We start from the raw sequence: 12,665 nt of genomic DNA on the forward strand, positions 1-12,665 counted from the left end.
TCTTTCAATCAAAAATCCGCTACGTCTATCGTGAAACCTTGTTTAGGTTTTTCTTACTATTATTTTGTAAAAATACTGGCCATACCTGCATGATTGATAGAAGCTATTTCTTACAAAAATGTAAGTGGGATAATTGACAAAAATATTATAAAATTAGTATGGAAAACACTTGCAAAAAACGATGTATAGGTGTATTATCTGTATAAGACAATTATTTTTGTAACATGTAAAGGAGACAGATATGTTTAAGTCCAAAAAAGCAAAAATTGCCCTTTTTTCTGGTCTTGGGGTTGCATCGGTAGCCCTGGTCGGTGGGGCCTTACTCTTCTCTAATGCCTTAGGTGGTTCAGGTAGCGCAGGTGAAGACTTTACATTACCCATGACCTACAGGGTGGTTCAGGAAGGTTCGATTGCTTCGTCGACCTTGTTGACGGGGACAGTGGCTGCGGGTGAAGAGCAGTTTGTCTATTATGACCCCTCTAAAGGCGATATCAGTGAATTTTACGTTGAACAGGGGAGCCAGGTAGAGGCTGGAACGGCCCTGCTTCGCTATGATGCTTATGAATTGCAAACGGCTCTTGATTCGGCTGTGCGCGGACGGGATAAGATTGGACGTCAAATATATGAGGTGCAAAATGGTGGTCAGACCTTGCCAACAACAGGTGACCCAGCCTTGGATGGAGAAGCAGCGGCCTCTGCCCAACGTTCCATTGATTTGCAATTGGCGGATTTGAATGATGCCTATGCGGATGCCCAAGCGGCGGTAGACAAGGCGTGGACGGCCGTCAATGAAGCGACCGTTGCCAGCACCGTGTCAGGTACAGTTGTTGAGGTCAATAAGTCTGTTTCTAAGAGCTCAACCAATAGCCAGACAGTCATTCACATCGTCAACCAAAATAGCCTGCAGGTGACAGGTCAGCTTACAGAATATGATTTGGCCAATATCAAGGTTGACCAAGAAGTGAAATTAAGCACTAAAGTCTATCCAGAACAGACCTGGACTGGTAAAATTTCCTATATTTCAAACTATCCAGCCAATGATCAAACTGCGGTAGCAGTACCGGGTGGCGGCGGATCTGGTGGTGGTGCCAAGTATCCTTTCAAGGTGACTTTGACTAGCGATATCGGCGACCTCAAGCAAGGTTTCACTGTCAATATGGAAGTGGTCAACACCAGCAAAAATATCTTGGTCCCTGTGACAGCTGTTGTCTATGAGGATGATAAGACCTTTGTTTGGACATTGGTAGATGGTAAGGCTAAAAAAGTAGAGGTGACTCTGGGTAATGCAGATGCTCTTAACCAGGAAGTGATCAAGGGCTTGTCTGTTGGTGACCATGTCATTGTCCTCCCAGATTTTGACTTACAAGAGGGTCAAGAGGTAGAAGCCGATGAAGAACCAGCTAATTAAACTCACACAAATCAACAAATCCTATAAAAACGGTGACCAGGAGTTGCGAGTTCTCAAGGATATTGATTTGGAAGTCGAAGAGGGAGAATTTCTAGCCATTATGGGACCGTCCGGGTCTGGTAAATCCACTCTCATGAACATTATTGGTTTGCTGGACAGGTCTAGTTCTGGCAACTATTGGCTAGAAGGCGAGGAAGTCAGCCAGTTATCGGAGAAAAAGTTGGCCCAGGTCCGCAATGACCAAATCGGTTTTGTCTTCCAACAATTCTTCCTCCTTGCCAAGCTCAACGCCTTGCAGAATGTGGAGTTACCCCTAATTTATGCAGGAGTACCGTCCAACCAACGTAAGAAAAAGGCCAAACGTTACCTAGAAAAAGTTGAATTGGCAGAACGTATGGACCACCTGCCGTCGGAATTGTCTGGAGGTCAAAAGCAACGGGTGGCTATTGCGCGTGCCTTGGTCAATAGCCCAGCCATTATCTTGGCGGATGAGCCGACGGGGGCCCTGGATACCAAGACTGGCCAGCAGATTATGGAGCTTTTGACTGAGCTCAATAATGAAGGTAAGACCATTATCATGGTCACCCACGAGCCAGAGATTGCCGCCTATGCCAAGCGGAAAATCGTTCTTCGGGACGGGGTTATCACTGAGGACAGAAGAAGGGAGGAGGCTTAATGGAAAATTGGAAATTTGCCTTAAAATCAATCCTAGCCCACAAGATGCGCTCCCTCCTCACCATGCTGGGTATCATTATCGGTGTGGCTGCTGTTGTTATCATCATGGCTCTAGGTGAAGGCCTACAGAAATCCATGGAGAAGGCCCTGGCTGGTGAGCAAAATAATGTCTCTGTCCATTTTTCTCCTTATGTAAATTTAGAAGAGGTTTCGTCGGGTTTATTTAATGCTGGCTTCACTGGGGAAATGTCTATGGAAGAAGAGCCTGACTTGACCCATAGCATGTTGCAAGGACTTCTGGAAATTGACGGTTTAAGCAACTACTATATCAATTTGAGTAATATGGGAACAATAGAAGCCGGTAACAAATCAGCTGATAATGTGACCATCAATGGGGTCAGCCATTCCTATTTTGATGTCAAAAATCTAGAAATTTTGGCAGGACGCAAGTTCACTCCTAATGACTATAGTCGCTTTGCTCGCATTATCATGCTGGATGTCAATCTGGCTGAAAAACTGTTTGGCTCCATGGAAGCCTCCCTCAACCAGACGGTTTCTCTCAATGGCAATGCCTATCTAGTTATCGGTGTTTATAAGGAGCCCAATGCTGGTACGGCCATGTTTGGGATGAACTCAGGCGGTAATGCCATTATGGCCAATACCCAGGTTGCTGCAGAGATGGGCATGAAAGAAAATTCTGGACTCTATGTCTATGTCGAAGATGTGACCAGGGCCACAGAGGTTGGTCAGGCTGCTGCGGACTATCTGACTAGGGTTTCTGGTCTAAAAGAGGCTCGCTATGATATTTTTGACATGTCTGCCATGATTGAAAGTTTCAAGAGTGAGCTAGGTATTGTGACCACCTTTATAGGTGCGGTTGCAGGTATCTCCCTCTTGGTCGGCGGTATCGGCGTGATGAACATTATGCTGGTATCCGTGACCGAGCGGACACGGGAAATCGGTCTGCGGAAGGCACTGGGAGCGACTCGTGCCAATATCTTGAGTCAGTTCTTGATTGAGGCTATGGTCTTGACCACTCTGGGCGGTGCCATCGGTCTCTTAATCGCCCAAACGACTGTCGTTTTGCTCAATATCAGCAAGGTCATGGGTGAGGGTATGTCCGCCGTCATCTCTATCCCAGTGGTTCTGGGGAGTCTCGCCTTCTCAGCCCTGGTTGGTATCATCTTCGGTGTCCTCCCAGCAAATAAGGCTTCTAAATTGGATCCAATTGAAGCACTGCGATATGAATAACATTCAAAACGATTAGGTTTTTCCTAGTCGTTTTTCTGTGAGCAAACGGCTTGACATTGTCACTAGTTAAAGATAAAATAAGGACATCATTCAGATTAAAGGAGTAACATCATGGTAGAATTAGGTATTTCAACATTTGGAGAAACAACCCCTCTTGAAAAGACAGGAGAAACGTACAGCCACGACGAGCGCATTCGTCAGCTGGTCAAAGAGATTGAACTGGCAGATCAGGTTGGCCTGGATGTCTATGGGATTGGGGAGCATCACCGCGAAGATTTTGCGGTCTCTGCACCTGAAATTGTCCTGGCAGCAGGTGCTGTCAATACCAAGCATATCAAACTGACATCAGCAGTTTCGATTCTTTCCTCTATGGATCCAGTCCGCCTCTATCAGCAGTACACCACCATTGATGCTTTGTCAAACGGCAGAGCGGAAATCATGGCTGGCCGTGGTTCCTTTACGGAGTCCTTCCCGTTGTTTGGTTATGATTTGCATGACTATGAAGAACTGTTCGATGAAAAATTGGATATGCTTTTAGAGATTGACAAGGCTACCAACTTGAATTGGGGTGGTAAATTCACCCAGTCGGTGGACAATAAGCCTGTATATCCGCGACCTGTTCAGGAAGATTTTCCTATCTGGGTAGCGACTGGTGGCAATGTCGAGTCAACCATCAAGATTGCCCAAAAAGGCCTGCCAATCGTTTATGCAGTCATTGGAGCAGGGGCTCATCGTTTTAAACCGCTGGTAGATGCCTACCGAAAGGTGGCTCGCAATTCCGGTCACTCACCTGAGAAAACTAAGGTTGCAGCCCATTCTTGGGGTTGGATAGCAGACGACCATGACAAGGCTGTTGAGGAATACTTCCACCCAACTAAAGTGGTCACTAACAATATCGCAAAGGACCGGCCACACTGGTCTGAAATGACCAAGGCCCAATACCTCTATTCTTTGACAGATGAAGGAGCAAGCATTGTTGGCGATCCACAGCACGTCGCTGCAAAAATTATCCAAACTATCGAAACCTTGGATTTGGAGCGTTTCTTCCTCCACTTGCCAATTGGCTCTATGCCACATGAGGATGTCCTCCGTGCTATCGAGCTTTATGGTAAAGAAGTCGCACCGATTGTGCGAGAATACTTTGCCAATAAAGAAAAAAATCATTCCCAAGACTGATGAGAAAAGGAAGAAGCTAGGTTATACTATAGTCAATCCTAAATATTTTTCATAATCTCCTTAAAAGCCTGACCGTGTGGTCGGGCTTTTTTATGGTATTGATAGAAATAAGAAGCTTGATTCAGAATTACTCTCATCATGGAATAGTTTTGGTTTTTTATCTGTTAGAGAGAGAAGGAGAGTTTATTATGCTTGCCGTCTTTAATGAATCAAAGATGTGCTATTTTCATCATTTTTTGATTTTTAAAAAGTGAAAATTTTATTACGCTTTGTTAATATCTTTGATATAATAATGCAAGATATGTTTATCTTAGAACAGATAGTGGAACAGAAAAGGCAGTTAATCACCCTTTATATAAAGTGCTACACGATGAACCAAATAGTGAAATGACAAGTTTTATTTTTAGAGAAACTTTAATGACACATTTACTTTTGTGGGGAAATGCCTACGCACAGATTATTCGAAATGGTAAAGGAGAAGTACTTGCACTTTATCCACTGATGCCGGATAGAATGAAGGTGGATAGAGATGATAATGGTCAAATATATTATGAGTATCTAGTCAGTGATTCAGATGGAAATATAGGAAAACAGGGAAGTATCAAACTAAATCAGTCTGATGTACTTCATATACCTGGACTTGGATTTGACGGACTTGTTGGATATAGTCCGATTGCAATGGCTAAAAATGCTATCGGTATGGCAATAGCTACAGAAGAATATGGAGCTAAGTTTTTTGCTAATGGTGCAACGCCAAGTGGAATCTTAGAGTATCCAGGAACAGTAAAAGATCCTGAGGCTATGAGAGAAAGCTGGTCTAGAGGATTTTCAGGAAGTAACTCCCATAAGATAGCAATCCTTGAAGAAGGTATGAAGTATACACCGATTTCTATATCGCCTAATGAAGCACAGTTTTTAGAAACTAGAAAATTTCAAATCAATGAGATAGCTAGAATTTTTAGAGTACCACCACATATGGTAGGAGATCTTGAAAAGTCTAGGAGAGGTTGATGTAAAGTTTAAGTCATCAGCTACAGTACCTCGACTATATAGAATTAAGTTTAAAAGGGATAGTTTTAAAGATTTATCTAGACTTGAAAAGTCTTTTAATAGGGATGGTACTTTTGAAATAGATGACCTTGAGATATTTGAAAATGTCGCATATATCATGGCATTTCATGCAGATAAAAGTACACCTGCAAGCATAGAGGAGTGGCTTGATCAGTTTGAGATGTTTTCTACATATGAGGTTCTTCCTGAAATACTAGAGCTTTAGGGAGCAAACCTTGAAACGGAAGTTGAATCTAAAAAAAACTTCCAAAAAGTAGTAGGAAAATGACAGCAGCCCTATTTCTACTTAGATGTACAGAAATAGGGATAAGCATTTCTGAACTGGATTTACTTACAATTGGTATGGTACTTGATATATGGACTGAGAAATCAAATGATGGAGTTAAGTATAGCAAGGTAGCAGGACAAGCTGAGTTTGATAAGTTTTGATTTGTATAACAGTTAAGCAATGGTACAATATGGGTATCAAGAAAGTGACAAATTAGAATTTATGGAGATGATATAATGTTAATAAAGAAAGCAATAATCAGAGGAATAATTCCCTTCATCATCATGACCTCAATATCAATAATGATGTATTATCAAGGGACGGATACTTTTCAAGTGAAAAGTACATTTTTGGTTGGTATTATCGTAACTTTAGTAGCAGGAGCTTCTGTCATGTATGAAATCGAAAGCTGGTCATTGATTAAGCAATCGGTTGTACATTTTGTAACTATGCTAGTAACCATCTTCCCGTGTTTACTTTTTAGTGGTTGGTTTATACTAAATAATATTTCAGACTATATAAAAGTATTTGGCATATTTTTATTTACAGGAGTAGTTCTGTGGAGTATTGCATATTTTATTTTTGGGAAAATATTAGCAAAATAAGAATTTGTAGGAGAATATCTTATGGAAATTCATGGTGAGATATTGATATTTCAGTCCGATGATGGAGCTACTAATATAGAAGTGAAGTTTGAAAATGAAACAGTCTGGCTTAGTCAACAGCAGATGGCTGATTTATTTAAGACTTCAAGAACAAATATTGTTGAACATATTAAGCATTGATATTGAAACATATAGTAGTGTGGATCTAAAAAAGTGTGGTGTATATAAATATGCTGAGTCACCAGATTTTGAAATACTGTTATTTGCATATGTTTATTATTTTTAAAACAGATCATTGAAAAACAGGCCCAAAAGTATGCTTATGGCTATAAGTTTAATGGACACCGCATAAAAAGACAAATAATAAAATTACCTTCTCATTTAGGAAAACCAGATTTTGATTTTATGGAACAATATATGAAGAGGTTGGAAAATCGTCTAATCAAGAATTCGGGAGAAAAACTATGGAAATAAAGATGAGAACAATCATGCCCCTCAACTAAAATACAGAATTGTTGATGATATAAATTATAGTTTGGAGCATATAAGACCACATAGCTTGGGAAATAAAGATGATTCAAATTCACCAGAATTTTCTATTGGAAATGTTGTTGTTTTAGAGGAAAGTATTAATCATGATTTGGATGATAAGCCTGTAGCGGACAAAATTTCTAAGTATAAAAACTCTTCATATCCACAGATGAAGAGTTTTTATAAAAAATATAGGACATATTCTAATGGAAAACGTAAAAATAATTTGTTGGAGTGGGATGTAATAAAATTCGATTCTAGCGATGCAGATTTAGAGATCATTAAGAGAGGAAGATATTTAGCTACGGTATTTTATGATAAAATGGCAGATATGCTAAATATAAAATGATGTGTTTTATCTTTTTAGAAAAGACATATTTTTCGACAATAAACTAATGACAGTAGAAAATATGCTGTCATTTTTTGTGTTCAGAATCAAAAAAATCTTCCCTTGGACATATCCAAGAGAAGACGTTACTATTTATAGTTTCTACAAACTTGTAAATAAGACTGGTAAATTAGTAAGTTTACCAGTCAGAAATTCAATCTAATCAACGATTTTAGAGCTGATTATTTCATAGTCGGAAATAGGAGTACATCCCGAATAGTAGTAGTATCTGTCAAGAGCATGCAGAGTCGGTCGATACCGATTCCTAGACCACCTGTTGGTGGCATACCGTATTCAAGGGCTTCGATATAGTCGTAGTCTACGCCAGTCGCCTCGTCATCACCCAGTTCCTTAGCTTTAGCTTGGGCTTCAAAACGTTCCAATTGGTCGATTGGGTCATTGAGCTCGGTGAAGGCATTACCGTATTCCTTGGTCATGATGAAGAGCTCAAAGCGGTCCGTGAAACGTGGGTCCAGGTCATTTTTCTTAGCCAATGGGGACACTGCCACAGGGTGACCGTAGACAAATGTCGGCTGGATGAGAGTAGCTTCCACGTATTCCTCAAAGAAGGCATTGATGATGTGACCAACCTCAGTATAGTGTTTTTCCACAGGAACCTTTTTCTCAGCTGCTACAGCTTTTGCCTCTTCAAAGGTCATGTCCGCCCAGAAGTCCACACCAGTTTGTTCCTTAATTGCATCGACCATGTGGATACGCCTGAATGGCTCGTGGATAGCAATTTCAGTTCCTTGATAGGTTACAGGGCCGTCGCCGACAACTGCCTTTGCAGTATGTTGGATAATACCCTCGGTCAAGTCCATAATGTCTTGATAGTCAGCGTAGGCTTGGTAAACTTCGATAGAAGTGAATTCAGGGTTGTGGGTAGCATCCATTCCCTCATTACGGAAGATACGGCCAATTTCATAAACGCGTTCCATACCACCGACAATCAAGCGCTTGAGGTGAAGTTCCGTTGCGATACGAAGTACCATATCAATGTTTTGTGCATTGTGGTGGGTGATAAATGGACGGGCAGCAGCACCACCAGCCTCATTGTGGAGAACGGGCGTTTCCACTTCCAAGAAACCAAGTCCGTCCAGGTAACGGCGGATTTCAGAAATGATTTTTGAACGTGTTACAAAGCGTTCAAAACTTTCGCGATTGGTAATTAAGTCTAAATATCGTTTTCGGTAGCGAGTTTCAACGTCAGTCAAACCATGGAATTTTTCTGGCAACGGGCGGAGCGCTTTAGACAAGTGAGTTAATTTACGAGCATGAATGGTCAATTCACCAACATTGGTCTTCATGACATCACCTTCGACACCTACAAAGTCCCCAAGGTCTGCTTTTTTAAAGATTTCGTAATTTTCTTCGCCAACATCATCCTTACGGACATAAATTTGAATTTGCCCTTCACGGTCTTGGATATGGGCAAAGCCAGCCTTACCCTTACCGCGTTTGGTCATGATACGACCAGCGATAATAGCCGTTTGACCCAGCTCTTCCAATTCTTCTTTTGATTTGTCTTCGTATTGTTCCTTCAACTGAGCAGAATCAGCAGAGCGTTCAAATCGCTTACCGAAGGGGTCAATGCCCTGTTCTGCAAGAGCTGCCATTTTCTCACGACGGACAAGCTGTTGGTCATTCAATTCTTCAAAATGTTCAGTAGACATAAAATTTTCATTCCTCCAAAGTCTGTTCTTTCTATTTTATCACAGAAAGCCTAAAAAATCAGCAGGAAATAGCCAGGGAAACAAAAAACAGCAGATTTCTCTACTGTTTATAAGATGTATCATTCCAGCAAATTTCCATAAAATGCTCAACATCAATCGTTTCAAGAATAGTCACGGAGGCGTTGTCCAAGCCACCGCGAGAGCAAACCTCGTGGGCAGGATGGCCCAGCAGCGTCATGATTCCAGCGACTAAGATTGAACCATGTGACACGATGAGAACAGTCGACAGCTGGGAATCTTCCAGATTTTTGACAAAATCGACCGAACGTTGACGGACTTGATAAATAGTTTCTTTTCAAGTCCTCATAGGATTGAGCCAGGAGGGCAGAGTCGCCAGAATAACCCTGAAAACGACCTTCCAGATTTCACTCGGTCTTGCCGTGGCGGATAAAGTAAATCCTCATGCTAGTCTCCCTCGGTCAAATCGGAAAAACTAGCCTTGACAAAATCAGCCAGGACCTGACTATCAATGCCGATGGAACGGCCCACTTCACCAGCAGAGACAATCATGTAGCCCGTTTCCAGTGCTGACCGGTCTATGTAGATAGGAAAATTGTGCTTTTGCCGGATACCGACAGGGTTGTTGGCTCCGTGGACATAGCCGGTCGTCTTTTCCAGATCCTTTTGTGGAATCATGGCGACCTTCTTGTTGCCAGAGACCTTGGCCAATTTCTTCTCAGACAGGTGCTCGGTAATGGGAACAATTCCGATAATGGGCCCTGTCTTATCGCCTTTTAGGGCCAGGGTTTTGTAGATTTGTTCCATTTGGATACCTTCAGGTACCTTGCCTTCAAGGGCATTGATGACCAGACTGTCGTGGGCAATTTTGGCCTTGTCCAGAATCTGGTCGACCAAGGTTTTCTTGATTTTTTCTTTCTTTGCCATAGGATGACCTCCTACTTGTATTTTTCCTCGAGTTTGCTCATCCATAGGCCTAGCCAGGCACCAAGAACAAAGAGGACAAGGGCAGCAAGCCAGGTTCCGATGCCAGCTCCAGCATAGGAAATGGCTTCCTCATTGCCAGCTTGTGGGATAAGGATGAGAATGGTGGATGAAGCGACGATACCGATGATAAAGTGGTAAACGCGGGAGTGGTAGACCTTGAGAGCATGGTCCATGGACTTAGAAAATGCCACCATAGCTAGGGCCCCACCGATAGCAATAGGCAGAAAAGTGCCAAGCAGGTCCATGGACTTGAATCCATTGAGCATAGGCGCGTAAATCCCTAAAATCAAAAGCAAATTAGACGGGCTGAGCCCAGGTACCAAAATCCCCAGAGCAATCAGAGCACCAGCCAAGACAAAACTAGCAAAGCTAGCTGGCAGGGTTCCGACCAAACTGTTCAAATTGTAGAGCAAAAGACCAGAGACGATAAAGGTTGCAACCAGCCAAATCCAGTCAATGCTGTCACGCTGGCTTTTTTGAGTAGATTCCTTGAGCAGGCTAGGAACGGTTCCTACAATGGCACCGGCAAAGGCCCAGAGAACGGGGACCTGGAAGTGCTTGAGCAGGAATTCAACCGGGAAGGAGAAGAGGGCAATACCCAAAATTCCCCCGATTCCAACAGGGATAAAATAGAGCAAATTTTCTTTGAAATCCTTGCGAATATTGGCTAAAAAGCCAATGAGCCGCTCATAGATGCCCAAAATCGCAGCCAATACACCACCCGAAACACCAGGCAAAATAAATCCAAGGGCGATAATCATTCCCTTGATAATTCTTGAAATCCAAGATGACATAAATTCCTCCAAAATTATGTAATGGACCCATTATAGCACATAGACCGAATTTCGTCGAAAAAAGCCTGCCAAAACGGACAGACTTAGGATGATTTTACCTTAAAGAAGGCAGGTCTTGATTTGTAGAGAACAATCAACAGACCTGCTGCAATCAGGGTCGATGGCAGAATATAGCTGAGATTGTATTGAAGAGAGTAGAGCCAGACAGGCATACCAGGTGTAGCGTAGTCAGCATAGAAGATGATTCCGGCCAGGAAGTTGGCTAGGAAACGAATGCTGCCTCCATGTAGACTGGCTAGTCCAATCCAGCTGATTGCACTTGTGCTGGTCTTACTGGCTTTAAAAGGTCTTGTAAATAGCCCTGCCAACCCAATTCCAGCATAGGATAGGGCGTAATCCAGAAAGACCTGGAAGGGATTGAGGAAGTAGCCGCCGTAGAAGAGTTGGATGGTACCGACAATTCCACCTGCTAGCACACCGATAGCCAGGCCATGTCTGAGTGCCAGAAAGAGAATGGGCAGCATGACCAAGGAAACCGATCCACCTTGAGGCATAGTGAAGAGCGGTAGTTTGTCAAAGACCAGGGCAATGGCAGAGAAGATGGCTACTTCAGCCAGGGTACGTAATTTAGTATGGGACATAAAAACCTCCTTTATGGTTGCAATGAAAGGAGGTTTGGTTTTTTATGCTATCCATAAAACACAATCCCTACGCTAGTCTTACCTAGATCAGGTTCGAGGATTTCGCAGATGCGATCTCAGCCGAAGCACTCCTTTGTGAAATTATTTAGTTGTTACTCAGGAACGGTAAAGAGCTTTTGATAGACCTCGTTAGGGTCTTTTAAGCTAGTGATGAGGTTGAGGTCCAGATGGTATTTAAAGCCATTCAAGTAACCTCGTGAAGTATATTGGTGAAGGTCGTAGGGCAAATCAGTGTTGGGAGCGGCATTGTAGTAACCCGAGTCCGTCCCATAGGTTGGAATCCACAGGGCATCAAACTTATCTACTGTGATGCTATGTTCATCCATAAAATAGGTGCCAATATAGAGTCCAATATTTTTAGCACCAAGGTCTACCAACTCCTGTCTAAAAGCCTCGACGCCGGCATCCATATCGCCCATGGTCTTTTCCTCAACGTCCATCCAATAGAAGGTTGGCTTGTAAGGCGAAGACAGCTTGTAGAAGGATTGGGCTTCTTTTTTCATGGCTTCTATAGAATTTCCTGTCACATAAGCATAGACAGCGATGGGAACTCCCCGCTTTTGAAATTCTTCAATATGCTGCTTATAGGACTTGTCAATTCCATTTTTATCGGTGGCAGAGTTTTCTTTCTTTGTATGGGAACCACTCTGAATCCGGATAATAGCTCCAGAAATCTGTTCGCTGAGCGTATCGTAGTCGATATCCTCAGGTCGTTGCCATGCGGAAACATCAATGATTGGCTTCATTTCTAAAGCATTCTCTATGACATAGGTAGAGCTTGCGCTTGTGATCTTCTTTGCTTCTTTTTCTATTTGGGCTTCTTGAATTGCTGCCGCCCGTTTTTCAGCTTGGATAGCCATGGTCCGAGTCAAGAGAATCAAGGAAGTGAATAGAGCAAAGAAAACAATCACAATGATAGGTTTAATTCTCTTTCTCATCTTTTTTATTTTAACTCAAAGATCTGGAAAAATCAAAAAAAATAGTCTCATTTATGCAGGAAATAGCTAACTTTCATCCGCTTGACATATCCTGGCTATTGGGGTATGCTACTAATGGATATAAGAACCTGTCATTAGAGGACGGAACCTTTCTCCGTTGCGAGTTTGTCCAACAAGTTTC

14 protein-coding genes, 1 pseudogene and 1 riboswitch are annotated in these 12,665 nt (G+C 42.5%); of the genes and pseudogenes, 9 read left to right on the forward strand and 6 right to left on the reverse strand.

Features of this window, described 5'->3' with window-relative positions; genetic code table 11:
- The first annotated feature begins 241 nt into the window (after positions 1-241).
- The 9 genes and pseudogenes from ACHBHN_RS03765 to ACHBHN_RS03805 all read left to right on the forward strand — a co-directional run bounded on the left by ACHBHN_RS03765 (position 242) and on the right by ACHBHN_RS03805 (position 7,334).
- Entirely contained in the window at positions 242-1,408 is a 1,167-nt protein-coding gene (locus ACHBHN_RS03765; RefSeq protein ID WP_105123078.1) for an efflux RND transporter periplasmic adaptor subunit, read from the forward strand.
- Positions 1,389-2,084, forward strand: coding sequence for an ABC transporter ATP-binding protein (locus tag ACHBHN_RS03770; RefSeq protein ID WP_105123079.1), 696 nt, complete (start codon positions 1,389-1,391; stop codon positions 2,082-2,084). Before ACHBHN_RS03765 ends, ACHBHN_RS03770 begins: the two co-directional genes overlap by 20 nt.
- Positions 2,084-3,334 carry an ABC transporter permease gene (locus ACHBHN_RS03775; protein WP_105123080.1) on the forward strand — a complete coding sequence of 417 codons (1,251 nt, stop codon included), beginning with the start codon at positions 2,084-2,086 and terminating at the stop codon, positions 3,332-3,334. The genes ACHBHN_RS03770 and ACHBHN_RS03775 overlap by 1 nt, the downstream gene beginning before the upstream one ends.
- 111 nt (positions 3,335-3,445) lie before the next feature.
- Positions 3,446-4,510: an LLM class flavin-dependent oxidoreductase gene (locus ACHBHN_RS03780; protein ID WP_394733629.1), complete on the forward strand. Its 1,065-nt coding sequence runs from the start codon at positions 3,446-3,448 to the stop codon at positions 4,508-4,510.
- Positions 4,511-4,822: 312 nt separating this feature from the next.
- Positions 4,823-5,509 (forward strand): annotated as a pseudogene (locus ACHBHN_RS03785) (phage portal protein); the annotation flags it as partial.
- On the forward strand, positions 5,499-5,786 hold the full coding sequence (locus tag ACHBHN_RS03790; RefSeq protein ID WP_394733630.1) for a hypothetical protein: 288 nt from the start codon (positions 5,499-5,501) through the stop codon (positions 5,784-5,786). The pseudogene ACHBHN_RS03785 and the gene ACHBHN_RS03790, both read left to right, overlap by 11 nt.
- 299 nt (positions 5,787-6,085) lie before the next feature.
- Complete coding sequence (locus ACHBHN_RS03795) at positions 6,086-6,454, forward strand: DUF3021 family protein (RefSeq protein ID WP_394733631.1); 369 nt, start codon at positions 6,086-6,088, stop codon at positions 6,452-6,454.
- A 21-nt stretch (positions 6,455-6,475) separates the two neighbouring features.
- Positions 6,476-6,634 carry a hypothetical protein gene (locus tag ACHBHN_RS03800; protein ID WP_394733661.1) on the forward strand — a complete coding sequence of 53 codons (159 nt, stop codon included), beginning with the start codon at positions 6,476-6,478 and terminating at the stop codon, positions 6,632-6,634.
- Between the two features lie 268 nt (positions 6,635-6,902).
- The gene (locus ACHBHN_RS03805) at positions 6,903-7,334 is read left to right on the forward strand and encodes a DUF1524 domain-containing protein (protein WP_394733659.1); all 432 of its coding nucleotides are present in this window, start codon (positions 6,903-6,905) and stop codon (positions 7,332-7,334) included.
- Positions 7,335-7,555: 221 nt separating this feature from the next.
- Here ACHBHN_RS03805 and lysS read toward each other — a convergent pair whose 3' ends face one another.
- The 6 genes from lysS to ACHBHN_RS03835 all read right to left on the reverse strand — a co-directional run bounded on the left by lysS (position 7,556) and on the right by ACHBHN_RS03835 (position 12,484).
- Positions 7,556-9,046 (reverse strand): lysine--tRNA ligase, encoded by a 1,491-nt coding sequence (gene lysS / locus ACHBHN_RS03810; protein ID WP_394733632.1) that lies wholly within the window; start codon positions 9,044-9,046, stop codon positions 7,556-7,558.
- A 100-nt stretch (positions 9,047-9,146) separates the two neighbouring features.
- Positions 9,147-9,392 carry a histidine phosphatase family protein gene (locus ACHBHN_RS03815; RefSeq protein WP_394733660.1) on the reverse strand — a complete coding sequence of 82 codons (246 nt, stop codon included), beginning with the start codon at positions 9,390-9,392 and terminating at the stop codon, positions 9,147-9,149.
- 119 nt (positions 9,393-9,511) lie between these two features.
- Positions 9,512-9,991: an aminoacyl-tRNA deacylase gene (locus tag ACHBHN_RS03820; RefSeq protein ID WP_394733633.1), complete on the reverse strand. Its 480-nt coding sequence runs from the start codon at positions 9,989-9,991 to the stop codon at positions 9,512-9,514.
- Between the two features lie 11 nt (positions 9,992-10,002).
- Positions 10,003-10,845 carry a DUF368 domain-containing protein gene (locus ACHBHN_RS03825; protein ID WP_394733634.1) on the reverse strand — a complete coding sequence of 281 codons (843 nt, stop codon included), beginning with the start codon at positions 10,843-10,845 and terminating at the stop codon, positions 10,003-10,005.
- 83 nt (positions 10,846-10,928) lie between these two features.
- Positions 10,929-11,486 carry an energy-coupled thiamine transporter ThiT gene (thiT, locus tag ACHBHN_RS03830; RefSeq protein WP_105160547.1) on the reverse strand — a complete coding sequence of 186 codons (558 nt, stop codon included), beginning with the start codon at positions 11,484-11,486 and terminating at the stop codon, positions 10,929-10,931.
- Between the two features lie 47 nt (positions 11,487-11,533).
- A riboswitch (TPP riboswitch) is annotated at positions 11,534-11,629 on the reverse strand.
- A 9-nt stretch (positions 11,630-11,638) separates the two neighbouring features.
- Entirely contained in the window at positions 11,639-12,484 is an 846-nt protein-coding gene (locus ACHBHN_RS03835) for a glycoside hydrolase family 25 protein (RefSeq protein WP_105123086.1), read from the reverse strand.
- Between the last annotated feature and the right edge of the window lie 181 nt (positions 12,485-12,665).

The organism is Streptococcus sp. A22 (genome assembly GCF_043674215.1).
Taxonomy (GTDB): domain Bacteria; phylum Bacillota; class Bacilli; order Lactobacillales; family Streptococcaceae; genus Streptococcus; species Streptococcus suis_V.